A 15748-nucleotide genomic window follows, 5' to 3' on the forward strand; every position below is an offset into this window, starting at 1 on the left:
CGGTATTATTGCCTGGCGACTTTACTCTTTTGATACAAGTTGCTGATTTGTGAGTTGTGTCCAATTCTGAACGGTCTGAATACGTTCCATCATGGTGCCGAAATAGGGGTTCCAGGTGAGGCGGGCATGAATTCTGTCTTCATGTTCGTGGCCCCAGGCAGCAAACCAGACATCATTGTCCGATTCACAAATCGCTTTCTCTTTGCTGTTTAAGCCGTTGTTGCACATGCGTTTACTGCCAGACAATCCGTAATAGTGATTGCAGGGAGCAAACAGTAAACTCATGTGTGAGCCGGAACTGATATTAAACAGCGGTAACTGCATAGACTTGCTCCGGATGTTGTTTTCGGCAAACTGTTGCTCTCCAAACCATAGCAGCTCGCTGGCAGAATGGGTAAAACTGCGGCTAAAAAGATCTTTAATCGCCTGGGCGTTAATAACACTGTCAGCTTCACTAATGGTGACAAACGTGGGAATGTTTACTGGTTTTTGTTGCAGCAGGTTGCGTACTATCTCTGCACTTTTCGCATAAGCGGCGGCACCGTGCAATGGACCACCAGAATAGCGGGCCAGATTGATATCATCGGATTGCCAGGTTACTGGTAATACGCTGGCCAGCAAGGGTGTCAGCGGCTCCAGGCGTACCGCTTTGGATTCAAAACCCGGTGAAAACAGTAGCAGGCCGGCGATGTCAGGTTGCTGTAAAGCATGAATAGTGACTAAGTTTCCACCGGTAGAGTATCCGCCTAACCACACTTCCTGGTAGTCTTGCTTCAACAGTGCGGCATAGTGATCCACGATCTTTTGCCAGTCTTCATAGCGGGCTAATTTCATATCCGCTGGCCTGGTGCCATGGCCAGGTAACAACAGCGTTTGTACATAAAACCCCTGTTTTTCTAAGGAGCGACTAATATCTACAAAGGAGAATGGAGAATCACTGAGTCCATGAACCAATAAAATAGCCTTCTCTGCAGGCTGTTCGGGTGTGCGCTCAAAAGGCATATTCATGCTAAGTTCCAGGACGTGGTCATCAGTCAGAAAATCCCGCGCTCCGGTCAGGTAAGTCTCGGTTGCTTGTAAATAGGACGCAAAATCCGGCTGCAGATAATTGTAGTATTGCCCGGACAGGTGTAATGGAGCGCGATGATGCGTTGTGCTGCAGCCCAGAGTCAGCAACAAAATACTGAGAAATAATATGACTTTTAAGCGCATGAGTGAGCACCGGAATAGGTAGTGGAACAAAGTAAACGACACAGTGTAGTTTACTTAAAGATTGGAAAAAGTAAACTGATTAGTGTAAATTTTGCAAAGTATCAGATTTGGCATTACACAACAGGTGGCAACAATTCTATGGTTGAAGTAAAAAAAACGCGCTCAGAATTAAAACGCGAGGCCATCGTCAGTGCCGCAAAAAGGGCTTTTCAGCGTGATGGTGTGCAAGGTACCAGTATGGATAAAATTGCAGAAGAAGCGCAGGTATCCAAACGCACGGTCTACAATCATTTTAAAGCTAAAGAAAATCTGGTGATCCACATTTTGTCTTCAATATGGAAGAGTTCTATGGTGGACAGTGATGACAATTATCAATCCGGTCAACCCCTCAAACCGCAATTAGTGGCGCTGATCAAGTCTGAAATTGATGTCATCTCGTCTGCAGAGTATCTCAATCTGACGCGAGTTGCCTTTGGACATTTTATGTATTCTCCGGAGGATCTGAAACAGGAGTCGGCGGTTTTCAGGGATTATGAAACCGTGTTGCAGCGCTGGCTAAAACGCGCCCTGCAGGATAAGCGCTTAAAGCCACTGGATATTGAAAAGGCAAATAAGCAAATCCACAGCCTGGTTAAAGGCAGTTGTTTTTGGCCGCAACTCATGTGTGCCGAGGCTGCGCCCACTGAAGCAGAAAAACTGGAAATTGCTGAATCCACTGCCGCGATGTTTCTGGCCTACTATCAGTCCGGTCTCTGACAGGTCAGCGCACCGGTACTGATAAATCTTACCTGTTCCGCTGTGAAATTTTTACAGAGTGCCCATCGGCTTGTTTTTGACTGTCATATAAAAACAAATAAAAACAACTGCTTAAGAATCTTTCGAGATTGGCACAATCCTCGCTCCAGATATGCTGAACAACAAAAGGAGTGAACGATGGAAATTTTTGAAACGATTCGACGCGATCATGAAAAGCAGCGCCTGTTAATGAAAATCCTGATCAGTACGTCGGGAGATTCTGAGTCGCGTCGTCAATATTTTGCGGAGCTGAAAGAAGAGCTGCAAGCTCACGCGGCAGCAGAAGAGCGTCATTTTTACAAAACCTTGATGCGTTCTGACAGAACGTTAGAACAGTCACGTCATGGTATTCATGAACATCATGAAATCGACGAACTCATTGCGGTATTGGACGAAACCGAAATGAGTTCTCCGGCCTGGTTGCACTATATGAAACAGTTGCGCGAAAAAGTACTGCATCACCTGGAAGAAGAGGAAAAGGAAGTGTTCCAACAGGCTGGCCATGTACTTAGCGGGGTGGAAAAGCGCGATCTCGCTGATGACTTTGAGGAAGAGAAGCAGGAACACCTGAGTTAAAGCGCAGATTCGCAGTTGTTCGCTTGCCTGACGGTGTAATACAATTTGCCACTGTCAGGCAAGAGAAAATCCATGCACACTCAGTTAATCTCCATTGGTTTACAAAATCCCAAGTCAGCCAGCAATGTTGCTTCTATTTTGAGGGCAGCGGGTTGTTATGGGGCCAGTTCGGTATTTTATACCGGCAATCGCTATCGCTATGCCAAAGAATTCAATGCAGATACCAAAAACATGCATCTGAAAATTCCCACTATTGGCGTTGAGGATTTGTTTGCAATGACACCAAAAGGCGCAAAACGCGTGGTGGTAGAATTGGTGGAAGGGGCCATTCCATTGCCGGATTTTCAGCACCCGGACAATGCCTATTATGTATTTGGTCCGGAAGATGGTTCGGTAGATCCACAGTTGCTGGCCCAGTCTGATGAGGTGATATACATACCCACACATGGCAGCATGAACTTGGCTGCAACGGTCAATGTGGTGCTGTACGATCGTTTAGCAAAATCACAATTTGATCGCAGTCTGGATTTTTTAAAACGCAGCAGGGATAACAATAATCGACTAAAAGTTTTTTCCTAAGCTGACTGCCAAATGATCTCCACATACCCGGAATCCGGCGCTTGTTTAGTTCCTTGTTTTTGGACGAAGCGCTTCTTTTTAGCACACCGATACTGCTCCTTTGAGGATTGCAAAACACACCCGGTTACTTTATATTCAGGCTTGGAATAAATATCACGTTCAGAAGGGACTCAGAGTGTACAAAAAACTCGCTATTGCAGGCGCATGTCTTTCATTTTTCACTTCAATACAGGCGTCAAATTTCAGTTTTGACAATGATACGCTGGCCGATATTGCGGTCAGTCGTCTGTCAAACGGGGCGTTTTATATTCGCAACTCCTCAGGGCAAGACTTCAATTCTACGCGCGGTGATGGCATACAAAGGCACTTTTTCGAACGCACGGACTATGACGTTCCGATAACAGGTGATTTTGATGGCGACGGCATTCGTGATTTTGGATTGCGACGTTTATCGACCGCCGAATGGATTATCCAGCATAGTTCAACCGGAGAAGTTGTCACCCGTGAATTTGGACGTCGTGTTACGGATGTGCCTGTGCCCGCAGACTATGACGGTGACGGTATCACGGATATCGCTGTTTATCGCAGTGAAAACCTAACCTGGTATATTCTCAATTCTTCCGGAGTGGACCGTCAAACTAACAACAAAGACGGTATTTCCAGAATTCCGTTTGGCGAGCAGGCTTCTGATTTTCCTGTTCCGGCCGATTACGATGGTGACGGAAAGGCGGATATCGCTATTCGTCAGGCAGATACTCAATACTGGTTAATTAGAAACTCATCAGGCGTTGATCCTGTAACCGGCAATTCTGATGGGATAACACGACATCAGTTTGGCAAGCGCGCTGAAGATCTTCCTGTGCCTGCAGACTATGATGGTGACGGTAAAGCGGATTTGGCGGTGAGACGCCCTTCCACGCAAACCTGGTATATTCTCAATTCTTCGGGAACTGACTCCAATACCGGATATGCAGACGGTATCACCCGTCGTCAGTTTGGCATGCGTAGTAGTGATATTCCCGTGGTGGCTGACTATGACGGCGATGGCCGCAGCGATATCGCGGTAAGACGCCCCGGAACCCAGCTTTGGTATGTCCTTAACTCCAGTGGCTCCGATCTGTTGAGTGGGCACAATGATGGGGTTAGTCGCCTCAGATTTGGGTTGAGAGCGACAGACATTCCTTTGGTTCAGCCTGCTTATAGCATTTTTTACCAATTAGATCTTGATGGTGACGGTCTCAACAATGGCGAGGAAGTCGCCAGGGGGTCGAGCCCCATCGCTGCAGATACTGACGGAGACAATGTCGCTGATAGCCAGGATGCTTTTCCATTAGATCCGAACGAATCGTCGGACGCGGATAACGATGGTGTTGGCGATAATTCTGACCTTTATCCCAATGACCCTGCCGAATCTGCTGATAGCGATAATGACGGGGTAGGCGGCAATGCCGATGCGTTTCCTCTCGACCCCAATGAAACCACCGATACCGACGCCGACGGTGTCGGGGATAATTCGGATGCTTATCCGGATGATAATTTATGCTCTGCGCTGTCAGATGGAGATGGTGAAAGTTGCTACCTGAGATTGTTAAATGGTGATAAAAATAATTTGCTCACAACGTCTTCAGCTCAGTACTTACTGATCTATTCACCTGCAGCAGACAAGATTTACCCTTTTGATCTGGCGACCCGACAATTTCTTGCATTGATTGAAATGCCGGATACCAGAACGGCTATTGCTATTCACCACGCTCCACAGAGCAACCGAATTTACGTTGTGTTAGACGATGGTGAAGTTGGTTATTTTGAAGACAACCAGGAGTATCACAGCTTTGTCGACACCATTAGCAATGCTTCATTTGTACAGTCACTGGACAATTATGTGCTAATTGGTAACAACGGCAATCTTTATGTGTACGATGAAAGTGGTGTTCTAACGAGTTCCGTTAACATTGGTTCTGACCCCAGGAGTATCTACTGGGATTCGGAGGCAGGCCAGCTCTTTACCGCAGTAGGGAGCAGTTACTATTTTTACCTGAGTCAATTTTTATTTAACGTCGAAACGGGTGAGCTGTCACTGGAAAAACAGGAGTATTTTTATTCCGGAGATAGCTACCAGGGCCCTATGTTCCAGGTGGAAAATGAACCCGATGTAATTATGATTGGCTCGTCAGTGTTCTCGCGCGATTCCTTGTCTTACCTTGGCGAATGGAATGCGCTGTCGGTATCTGACTTTGAGTCCGTCTCCGGAAGCAATGAAATTCTGACCCTGGCCTACCAGGCAGGCAAGTCCATTTTAAATCGGTACGACGGTGCTTTAAGTCTGTTGGAAGCGCCGCAATTTGATGGTTTCCCGACTGAAATGGCACAATATGCCGACGCTGTAGTGGTTCTGACCAAAGAACTTCACAGTCTCAGATTGCATGTGCATGAATTATTGGATGATATTGATGGCGATGGTATCCAAAACGACATTGATGATTTCCCGGCAGATATCGCCGCCTCGGTGGATTCGGATCAAGATGGTTATCCGGATAGTTGGAATATCGGCCTAAACGAGCTGGATTCATCCACCGGTTTAACCCTGGATGTATTTCCTGAAGATGCAGTATGTTGGGATGTCAGCCATGATGATGGTTTCGGAGACTGTAATTACGGCGCCACCATGCCTGATTTTATTCCTGAACAAATTATCGCCGATGACAATGGCACCCTGTACCTGTTTAATGCATCGAGTGATTTAATTTATCGTTGGTCATCGCAGACACAGCGTTATTTGTCGCCACTGAGTGTGGGTGAAAGCAACCTCTTTAGCAGCAATACCCCCATTTCTGTCGCCTATTCTGAAGCGCACAACCGACTTTATTTAGGGTATTTATCTGGACAAATTACTTTTATTACTCCCGATAGCAATGAAACCGAAATACCTTTCTATCAGACAACCGGTCCGGTGAGGTATTTAATCTCAACGGGTAACTTTCTGGTGGCAACAAGTGGCAGCAGTTACGATTCACGGCTCCATTCCCTGGATGTAAATGGGATTCTGATTGATACCGCTTCGAGCAGCTATTTTAGTGGTGTCAATGCCTGGGATGAAAGTCATAACCGGTTGTTTTATTTCCGATACTCAGAGCTTTACTACATTGAACTGGCCCAGACCACGGGTGAGTTTGGCAGCACGAGCTATGCGGCAGGTAACTCGCTCAGCGGTCCGCTGCACTTATCCGCAGATAGCAGCAAAATACTGATGGGCTCGGGGCACATTTTTAACACTGATGATCTTACTTCTGCTGGCTTTTTGGGAGGGTTTGATGACGGCATGTGGTTGCAAAATGATGAATTGTTATTGCTATCGCAACTGTCCAACACTATTGCATTGCAACGCAAAAATACCCAGGGGCTCACGTTAGAGACTTTTAATTTGAGCGGTGACCTGGTTGGACTGGCCAGGGCTGGCGAGAGCGACATCATTGTGACGCTGACGGATAGCGGATTGAGCTTTATACCCTATGTCGCTAACAATGATACAGATGGCGATGGTGTTTCAAATACGGCGGATGCCTTCCCCAATGATATTGCCGCAGCTCTGGACACTGACAACGATGGATATCCGGATAGTTGGAATACCGGCTATGATGCACAAGACTCCACAACAGGTCTGGTGATTGATGAGTTTCCGCAAGATTCAGCCTGTTGGTTGGCGGAGCATAGCGACGGTCAGGGGAATTGTGATTACAGTGCCACTGTCCCGGAATTTGTGCCAAATGAAATACAGGCCAATGCCTCGGGAGATGTTTATCTTCTGAGTGAAGCTCATGGAAAGGTATTCAGTTGGTCAACTACTACAGAGCAATACCAAAACCCCTTCAGTGTGGGAAGCAGTAGTGGGTTGACCAATGAATCTCCCGTCAGAATGACCTTTTCGGCAGCACAAGAGCGGCTCTATCTGGGATACGCTTCCGGACTGGTGACGTTTATTGATATCAATAATAGTCCAAAAGAGCAGTTTTTTAATCATTTTCCTCAGGAAGTGCAAAGCCTGGTCGCGGCAGGTAATTTCCTTGTAGTATATGGTTCCAATTCGACGTTACGTTCGTTCGATGTAAATGGCCTGCAAACCGATGTAATAAGTAGCAGCAATTTCAGCCGATACAACGCGTGGAATGAGTTTACCGACGCTATTTATTACTACCGGAGTTACTATCTTTACAAGCGTGAAGTTAATCAGGATACCGGTGAAATTGGCGAGCGTAATCGCTCGTATAACAACGATTACTATGGTGGCGCTACCGGAATTCACATTGCTAAAGACGGCAGTAAAGTACTGCTATCCTCTGGTGATGTTTATAACGCAGAGGATCTGAGTCATCTGAGCCAGGTTCCATACCCAGACAACGCGTTGTGGTTGGACAATGATGAACTGCTTTTGTTGGAGCAAAGTGGTGCAGAAGTAGTATTGCAACGCAAAAACGGTCAAAATCGTACCGTGGAAACCGTTAGTCTGAGCGGCCAGCTAATTGACGCATTGCCTGTCGGAGAACAAAACCTGATCGTCACTCAGTCGGGCTCAGAGCTTGCATTTACACTATATCAACCCAACAACGATATTGATGGTGACGGTGTTGATAATGTCCTGGACGCCTTTCCTACGGATGTTGCTGCCTCTGTAGACAGTGATAACGATGGCTATCCCGATAGTTGGAATGACGGGTACAGTGAAGATAGTTCCACCACAGGGTTAACACTTGATGTCTTTCCCGGTGATGCGGCCTGTTGGCTAGATGACCATGACAATGGCAATGGCGGATGTGATTACAGTGCTACAATACCTCAATTTGTTCCTGATGAAGTTGTGGCGGATGGGCAAGGCAATGTTTATTTGTTTAGCCAGCAATATGGCAAAGTATTCACCTGGTCTGCGACAACTCAGCAGTATCAGAACCCGTTTGCTGTGGGTGATAGATTTAACTCTGGTGGGGAAGCGCCACAACGAGTAGTGTATTTAGAAGATCACCACAGACTCTACTTTGGTTATGCCTCCGGACTACTGACTTATATTGATCTGAATAGTGGTCCGCAAGAGCAGTACTTCTATCAGTTACCACATTCTGTGAGCAGTATTATTGCGGCCGATAACTTTCTTGTCGCATATAGCTCCGGTGTCCTGTATTCGTTCGCTGCTGATGGTGAGCTTGTGGATAGCCTTAGTAGCTCATATTTTTCCCAGGCTACGGCTTGGAATGGGGTTTACAATCGCATATATCATTTGCGAGATGGTATAAGTCCAAGGGATATTTATTACCGGGAATTTAATCCAATCACTGGAGAGTTTGGTGCTGGCGATGACTCGCCATACCATGGTGACTATAGTGTCTATGGACCGATCCGCATTTCTCAAGATGGCAGTAAAGTATTATTAGGTTCCGGTGATATATATGCGCAAGATGATCTGACATGGTTAGGCAATGTCGGTAGTTTGGACAATGCACTGTGGTTGGAAAATAGTGAGTTGTTGCAACTGACGCAGCTGGATTCGGAAATAGCATTGCGCCGCAAAAACGATCAATACAGCACCATTGAGGTATCAACTCTCAGCGGCCAATTGATCAGCCTGGTAAGGGCCGGGGAACACAATGTCATTGTTAGTCAGCTAAATAACGAGTTAGTGTTTGAGTTGTTTGTTGCTAACAATGACAGTGACGGTGATGGAGTAGACAATACGGAAGATGCCTTTCCGCAGGATATAGCCGCATCCATTGACAGTGATAATGATGGTTACCCGGATAGCTGGAATGAAGGTTACACTGAAGCCGACTCTACAACTGGTCTTGTACTGGATGTTTTTCCGGAGGATGCAGCGTGTTGGACTGCTGAGCATGACGATGGTTCGGGGACGTGTGATTACATGGCAACGATTCCAAATTTCATCCCTGATAAAGTGGTGGCGGATAATGATGGGAACCTGTTCCTGTTAAGTACTGAAAATAGCAAGGTTTATACCTGGTCAGCTGCCCTGCAACAATACCAAAATCCCTATATTGTTGGTACGACCAGTTTGACTAATGGGTCGCCGGATTTGATGAGTTATTCTGAAGCACATAACCGGTTGTATTTTGGTTACGATTCAGGACTCATCACCTTTATTGAACTTAGTGGTGAACGCCAGGAACAGTTCTACTTTCAACTCTCTTTATCTGTTAACGGGTTAGCGTCTGTGGGCGACTTTATGTTGGCTCAGGACGAAAGTGGAGCTTGGGCAACTCACTACATTATAAATGCAGATGGCACATTAACAGATAGTCGTGACTGGAATTATTACTCGAACGAGTATGCGTGGAACCCGGCATATAACAGAGTCTATTATTTCGGCTCCAATGAGCTGCAATATGAGGAAATTGATCCAGTAACGGGTGATATTCTTTCCAGTGGTGATTTTAATAACTCCAGTACCTATGGTCCTATTCGAGTGTCACCGGATGGCAGCAAAATACTGTTGGGCAATGGTGAAATTTATTCCGCGGCAGATCGCAGTTGGCAAAATAGCTTAGGAAGCCTGGACGATGCCCTATGGCTGGACAATGACGAACTATTGCTGCTGAGCCAACAAGATTCAGGGATAACGGTGCAACGTCTGAATTCTCAGTATCAAACTAGTGAGACTCTGTCGCTAAATGGAGCGTTATTAAGAGCCGTCCATGCCGGTGACTATAAAGTTATTGTCGCACTGGTGGATAATGCCCTTTCGTTTACCCTGTACGAACCTAATAATGATTCAGATGGGGACGGTGTAGAAAACTTGCTTGATGCGTTCCCAATGGATATAGCCGCATCCGTTGACAGTGATAATGACGGCTATCCGGATAGCTGGAATGAAGGTTATAGCGAATCGGACTCTACTACTGGCCTGATTCTGGATGTATTCCCGGAAGATGCTGCGTGTTGGTCAGAGAATCATGATGATGGCTCGGGAAGTTGTGATTTTGCGGCTACCGTCCCGGATTTTGTGCCCGATGATATTATTACAGATGCTGATGGCAATATATATATGCTCAGTCAGTCTAACAGTAAAGTATTTGTTTGGTCGGTCCAGGCTCAGCAATATCGAAATCCGATTTTTGTCGGTGAGTCCACCGAATTTAGCTCAGCAGCACCGACAGCGATGGTTTATTCAGAAAGTCATAACCGGCTTTATTTTGGCTATGAGTCAGGCAATCTCACTTATGTCGCGCTGGACGGTAGTAATCAGGAGCAGTATTTTAATCGGTTAAGCGCCTTTGGTAGCATGGTTGCCGCGGGCAATTATCTGATGGTGCAAGAGCGGACTACAGGTAGAAACCGACGCAATGTATTCAGCGCTGATGGTACCCTGGTGGCCAGTAGTTCCAGTACATACTCATCCGATCAATATGCCTGGAGCAGCGCTACCAGCAAGTTTTACTACTTGCGCAGAGGCTATAGTCCAGTTGATTTGCATTATCAAAGTATTGATCAGACTACCGGGGCGCTTAATGGTTCTGGTGATTCGCCCTATCATTCATCGACTAATATGACGGGACCGGTTCGGGTTATCAATCAAGATTCACAAGTGATTTTAGGCAGTGGCGCAATTTACAACGCCGACAATCTGGAAATAATGCATAATTTGGAAACTACCCTTGTAGATGCATTAGATTACGCGGGCATGCTTTTGACCGCCAGAGAATCTGATGGCGCCTGGTTTGTGGATATCCTGTCTTATGACGACTACGCCGTTTTGACCAGTTTCCAACTGGAATATTCAATACTGTCATTAGCGCTACACGAAGATGACCTGACTGTCGTGCAACACAACGGAGTTGAATTGGTTTATTCCCACATTCCATTGGGAGACAATGACGGCGATATGCTTCCGGCCTGGTGGGAAATTAGCTACGGCTTATCGGACTCTGACGCAGAAGACGCTGACTTAGATCTTGATTCGGATGGCCTGAGTAATCTACAGGAATATTTGCTTGGAACCTATCCAGACAACACTGACAGTGATGCTGATGATTTGAGCGATTTTGATGAAGTGAACACCCACAATACTTCGCCGCTCGCTGAGGATACAGATGCTGACGGTATCAATGATGGCGCTGAAATTAATCAGCACGGTACAAATCCATTAAGTCACGATACTGACGAAGACGGATTCAGTGATTCGGATGAAATCTTCATTTATGAAACGGACCCCAATGATGCAGAATCGCTACCTGACGCCATTTCATCTCTGACTGAATCTTTTGAAGATGGCGTAACACCTTTCTGGCGAACGGTTACTGACAGTAATGCTGGCTGGGCTGTTACTTCTGCGCACGCTGCTGATGGCAGTATGAGTCTGAAGTCGGGGAATATTTCACATAGTCAGTATAGTGCGGTACAGATTGAAGGCTTGTTTACTGACGGCACGCTGACGTTTAGTGCACGTGTTTCAGCTGAATCTTGTTGTGATAAGTTATATATCTATCTCAATGATGTACAGCAAATAGTCATTTCCAATTCAGGTTGGGAAACTTACGAGATTTCATTGAGTAATGGGGAAAATGTTATTGAGTGGCGTTACCGCAAAGATGGCAGTGTAGACACCTATGATGACGCTGCCTATATCGATAATGTGCGTTTTGCGCAGTAGCCGTATAAATCAACAGACTTAGGCGTAAGCTCCCAAAAAGGCCTGTTCCCTGCAGCAACGTAAATACTGCGTGGCTCAGGCCTTTTTAGTGCCGACTTTAGAACACAAATTACGCAGTGTTCAACACCTGATTGCTTCAGTTTCCTCGGCGGGTTTTTGACATTTCCCAGGATCGCAGGCATAACTTGTTTGAGATAAAAATAACCAATCCGGGAAAACATCATGTTAGGGCTTGTCTGGCATACCACCTATATGTGTGCTTTTGTTTTTGCTTTGGGCTTTGTACTGCATTATTACGCCTTTAAGCGCGGCATTGCTGATCAGTTTGATAAAGTAAAAACGGAAGCGTTAAAAAAGGGGGCTGACGGCAAAAAAAGGGATTACAAAACCGGCAATGGGTTGTTGGATAAGTGGCTGGATTTTGGGGGTGGCTACTACGGTATTATTGCCTTTATTCAATTGATTTTTATCGAAATTGAAGAAATACAGGCATTTATCCTTGGCTGGACGGGACTTGATGATTTTTTACAGGGATTAGGTATCAGTACACTGATTAGCCTGTTTATTGAACAAATCATGAACTTTGTTCAGGCTATCAGCTGGCCGGCTCACTATCTTGGTCGTTACAGTATCCTGCAGATTGCCATCTTCATTGCGCTCACCTACCTGGTTTACACACTATCCAGAAAACTGGCCAGAGCCAGATTAAACCGGCTTTAGTTCCGGTCAATATACTGTGCAACTTTGTCGGTAATATGCCAGCTTTTACCGTCATAGATCAGATTGAGGTAGTCAATATAGCCTTTTTTCTGTTCTTCGCCCCAACTAAACGCCACTGTAGCATTGGCCGCATACCCGGTGGTTTTCAGGTCTGTGATGTGAATGTTGGCGTCCCACTGGTTGCCTGTATTCACTAACGCTGCGAAAGCATCGCGGGTGTAGCTTTGGTAAACCCCTTTATCATTGTAATACTGAATAGAAGCGGTTTCTGAAAACGCCATTTCCACATGTTTGCCGGAACCGGTTTTTACCGCTTTGATGTAGCTATTTACCGCCTCTTCCGGGGTTTTAAATCCATGCGCCAGTGCCGGACAGGCAGTGAAGAACAAGATTGTTAGCCCGGCAACAAGTGAGTATCGTGACATGATGAGCGTTTCCTTAGATGAGCAATGAGCTAAAGACTAATTCTTTTACCTTTTGGAAACAAGCGAATCAGTGCGGTTTCATCTTCTGCCGAATGTCATCCGGAATATCCAGGTGCATTAAAAATAATCCATCCACCTCTGAGTTACCTGGTGAAACCGGGTCGCTCTCCAGTGTGTCGACAATGGCCTGTTCTTCGCGATTCTCATTGGAATCATTTTGTATATTACCCATGACTGCCTCCCACAATACGACTAAAAAACCATCATGTGATATCTATTTATCGCCTGGTTCGGAAAATTCTGCAGTTATACTTTGGCATAATATGAGTGCTTACCCCACGCTCAGGAGGCTCTGTCAGTGACAAAGCCACCAAAGGTGGAGGGGGTTAATTTAGAGATCCTGATGGGGACCAAAGACTTCATAGTGAATACGGTTGCTGGCGACTCCCTGATTTAGCAACTGTTTTTTGACAAACCCCATAAAACCCACAGGCCCACACAGGTAAAAGTGGGCCTGGCCGTAGGGAAGCCTGACCTGTTCAAAATTCATCATGCCATAAAACGCTTTAGCCGATGCTTCCTTTGCGTACCAGGTATACGCCTGCCAATCATGCTGCTGTGCAATTTGTTCAGTGCGATCTGAAAAACTGTGTTGATGCTGGTTTTCACACGCGTGTAAGTAATAGACTTCTTGCGCATAATTGTCGGCCGACAATTGTTCCAAAATAGCCTGCATGGGAGTGACACCAACCCCTGCAGATATCAGCACTACCGGCGTCTTTCGATCTTCAAAAAAGAAGTCTCCGGCAGGGGCATGGAGCTCAATGGTGTCACCGACCTGGACTTCGTCATGCAGATAATTTGAAACGACCCCTGGTACGCCGTTGCATTCTCTTTTTACCGAAATGCGGTAACTGCGACCATTGGGCTTATCGGACAAGGAATACTGCCTGATTTCTGTATAGGGATGGGCGGGTGGTTGCGCTTTAATGCCCAAATATTGGCCTACTTTGTAATCAATTACTGGTCCAGTATCTTGCGGAACAAACGTAAAGCTTTTCACCAGTTCAGATTCCTGCTGAATTGCTTTTACAACAAATCGGCGGGCGTCCTGCCAGCCGCCGATCTGGCCGCCTTTGTCAGCGTATAAATGACGCTCGCGGTTGATAAAGGATTCTGACAGAAACAAATAGGCTTCACGCCAGGCTTCCTCAACCTCGGCAGTAAACAATTCGCCGGTGAGTTCTCTGAGAGTTTCAGTCAGGTGGTGGCCTACAATCTGGTACATTTCAGGCTTTATGTTAAAGCTGGTGTGTTTATGGGCGATTCGTTCAACGTCTCTTTGCAGTACCTGCGGCGTTTCTATATTCCTGGCGTAGGCGGCCAGGATGTTAAACAGGGCCAGTTTTTGAGTCCCGGAGACCTGGTGGCTCATATTAAAAATATTTTTTAGATCCGGGTGTTCAAGAAACATCCGATTATAAAAATGGTCGGTTAATGCCGCTCCGGTTTCATCCAGTAATGGAGCCAGACTTTTTACGATATCAATGTGCTTTTGCGTGAGCATGATTTACCTCTTAATTGGATTGTTTTGGCGAAAATAAAATGGGTGAATAGAACCTTAAAAACAGGCACATACTCGATACCCACAACGCAATGCTTAGTTGCCAGGCTAACAGCGGATAGCCCAGTGCAGGCAAGGCGCTGCGGATCACTGCTGCTGTCGCTAACAGAATGAAAGCGACACTTATCCAGGGCGTGGGAGTTAACGGTCTGCCGGTATGACCCAGTGAAACCCGACTCATCATGGCAAGTATCATTAAACCAATGGCACCGACCGTGATCAGGTGTAATGCGGCGCTGAGTGAAAGTTGGATTATGAGAAAACTTAGACCCGTTGCAATAAGACCAACCGCTAAAAACAGGTAGGAAAGATGCAATGACCACAGTAACGGACGTGATAAAATGCCCCGCCTGAACCAGAAGGCTAATCGAACCAGGTGCAAGGTGCCGGCAGCAATCAATAGTGGTGCCGGTGAAATTGGCAGCGGGTAAAAATACCCGGATGTAAAAACCACAATCCCGGCGCACGACACGCTCATCAGGAAGCGATCCAGGGTTTGGGTTTTAGTGATTTTGATTAAACCAATGCCGCGTTCGGTAAAAAACGGAATTACGCGACCGGCAATAATGGCGATGAGTAAGGTAAACATCAGCACCATAGTTCGGCCCAGATGCAAGGCCATCCCGGTAAATCCGTTAAAGTCCGCCAGAATAACAATCAGATTAACGAGAGCCATCGCGCAGAAAATTGGGATCAGCAAGTAGTTGCGTCGGTTGCCTGACAAAAATAACAACCTGGTAAAGGCGTAGATAGAACAGTACCACCATAGGCATTGAGCGATAGTGGCCATCAGCAAGCTGTCGGGGTTATTAAGCCAAAAACCAATTCTGGCCAACAGCCAAAGACCGGCTAACAGCATTACCGATCTGCCCTGCAAACTGGGTAATCCGGTCCAGGTCTGTACAGCTGTGAGTGAGAAGCCAATGGCTACTGTCGCCGCGAAACCAAAAATCATTTCGTGTAAATGCCAGACAATAGCTGACATACCATTGCCGGGCAGACTCCACCAACCGCTTAGCATGCCCAGCCAGTAGATTAACGACAGGGATGAAGCCACTGTGGCCAACAAAAAACAGGAGCGAAAGGCCAGTTGCCACACAGGCCAATGGGTAATGTGATTTTGGATACCCGGAATGTGCATCAAAAGTTTAGCCAGGGAGGTCATAA

General features: G+C 46.3%; 10 protein-coding genes. 5 read left to right on the plus strand and 5 right to left on the minus strand.

Features of this window, described 5'->3' with window-relative positions:
* Nucleotides 1-21: 21 nt before the first annotated feature.
* Nucleotides 22-1212, minus strand: coding sequence for an alpha/beta hydrolase (locus tag LJ740_RS15245; RefSeq protein WP_229529969.1), 1191 nt, complete (start codon nucleotides 1210-1212; stop codon nucleotides 22-24).
* A 138-nt stretch (nucleotides 1213-1350) separates the two neighbouring features.
* On the opposite strand from LJ740_RS15245, the gene LJ740_RS15250 reads away from it, so the two are divergent.
* The 5 genes from LJ740_RS15250 (at nucleotide 1351) to LJ740_RS15270 (ending at nucleotide 12532) form a co-directional block, all read left to right on the plus strand.
* Nucleotides 1351-1968, plus strand: a complete 618-nt coding sequence (locus LJ740_RS15250) for a TetR/AcrR family transcriptional regulator (RefSeq protein ID WP_229529970.1) — start codon at nucleotides 1351-1353, stop codon at nucleotides 1966-1968.
* Nucleotides 1969-2145: 177 nt separating this feature from the next.
* Nucleotides 2146-2583, plus strand: a complete 438-nt coding sequence (locus LJ740_RS15255; protein WP_229529971.1) for a hemerythrin domain-containing protein — start codon at nucleotides 2146-2148, stop codon at nucleotides 2581-2583.
* Nucleotides 2584-2655: 72 nt separating this feature from the next.
* A complete protein-coding gene (locus LJ740_RS15260; RefSeq protein WP_229529972.1) occupies nucleotides 2656-3162 on the plus strand; it encodes an RNA methyltransferase in 507 nt (168 codons plus the stop codon).
* A gap of 175 nt (nucleotides 3163-3337) precedes the next feature.
* On the plus strand, nucleotides 3338-11812 hold the full coding sequence (locus LJ740_RS15265) for an FG-GAP-like repeat-containing protein (RefSeq protein ID WP_229529973.1): 8475 nt from the start codon (nucleotides 3338-3340) through the stop codon (nucleotides 11810-11812).
* Between the two features lie 222 nt (nucleotides 11813-12034).
* On the plus strand, nucleotides 12035-12532 hold the full coding sequence (locus tag LJ740_RS15270; protein WP_229529974.1) for a hypothetical protein: 498 nt from the start codon (nucleotides 12035-12037) through the stop codon (nucleotides 12530-12532).
* On the opposite strand, the gene LJ740_RS15275 is transcribed toward LJ740_RS15270, so the two are convergent.
* From LJ740_RS15275 to LJ740_RS15290, 4 genes are all read right to left on the minus strand, one after another.
* Nucleotides 12529-12957: a nuclear transport factor 2 family protein gene (locus LJ740_RS15275; RefSeq protein ID WP_229529975.1), complete on the minus strand. Its 429-nt coding sequence runs from the start codon at nucleotides 12955-12957 to the stop codon at nucleotides 12529-12531. The two genes, LJ740_RS15270 and LJ740_RS15275, sit on opposite strands and share 4 nt — an antisense overlap.
* 67 nt (nucleotides 12958-13024) lie before the next feature.
* Nucleotides 13025-13189, minus strand: a complete 165-nt coding sequence (locus LJ740_RS15280; RefSeq protein WP_229529976.1) for a hypothetical protein — start codon at nucleotides 13187-13189, stop codon at nucleotides 13025-13027.
* A 159-nt stretch (nucleotides 13190-13348) separates the two neighbouring features.
* The gene (hmpA, locus tag LJ740_RS15285; protein WP_229529977.1) at nucleotides 13349-14524 is read right to left on the minus strand and encodes an NO-inducible flavohemoprotein; all 1176 of its coding nucleotides are present in this window, start codon (nucleotides 14522-14524) and stop codon (nucleotides 13349-13351) included.
* Nucleotides 14525-14534: 10 nt separating this feature from the next.
* Nucleotides 14535-15746: an NnrS family protein gene (locus LJ740_RS15290; protein ID WP_229529978.1), complete on the minus strand. Its 1212-nt coding sequence runs from the start codon at nucleotides 15744-15746 to the stop codon at nucleotides 14535-14537.
* Nucleotides 15747-15748: the final 2 nt, after the last annotated feature.

It is taken from the genome of Planctobacterium marinum (assembly GCF_020687805.1).
Classification (GTDB): domain Bacteria; phylum Pseudomonadota; class Gammaproteobacteria; order Enterobacterales; family Alteromonadaceae; genus Planctobacterium; species Planctobacterium marinum.

Bases quoted from the DNA above. Each gene is read 5' to 3' on its own strand.
- LJ740_RS15270 (WP_229529974.1), top strand. From the start codon at position 12,035: ATGTTAGGGCTTGTCTGGCATACCACCTATATGTGTGCTTTTGTTTTT.
- LJ740_RS15250 (WP_229529970.1), top strand. From the start codon at position 1,351: ATGGTTGAAGTAAAAAAAACGCGCTCAGAATTAAAACGCGAGGCCATC.
- LJ740_RS15255 (WP_229529971.1), top strand. From the start codon at position 2,146: ATGGAAATTTTTGAAACGATTCGACGCGATCATGAAAAGCAGCGCCTG.
- hmpA (WP_229529977.1), bottom strand. From the start codon at position 14,524: ATGCTCACGCAAAAGCACATTGATATCGTAAAAAGTCTGGCTCCATTA.
- LJ740_RS15290 (WP_229529978.1), bottom strand. From the start codon at position 15,746: ATGACCTCCCTGGCTAAACTTTTGATGCACATTCCGGGTATCCAAAAT.
- LJ740_RS15260 (WP_229529972.1), top strand. From the start codon at position 2,656: ATGCACACTCAGTTAATCTCCATTGGTTTACAAAATCCCAAGTCAGCC.
- LJ740_RS15275 (WP_229529975.1), bottom strand. From the start codon at position 12,957: ATGTCACGATACTCACTTGTTGCCGGGCTAACAATCTTGTTCTTCACT.
- LJ740_RS15280 (WP_229529976.1), bottom strand. From the start codon at position 13,189: ATGGGTAATATACAAAATGATTCCAATGAGAATCGCGAAGAACAGGCC.
- LJ740_RS15245 (WP_229529969.1), bottom strand. From the start codon at position 1,212: ATGCGCTTAAAAGTCATATTATTTCTCAGTATTTTGTTGCTGACTCTG.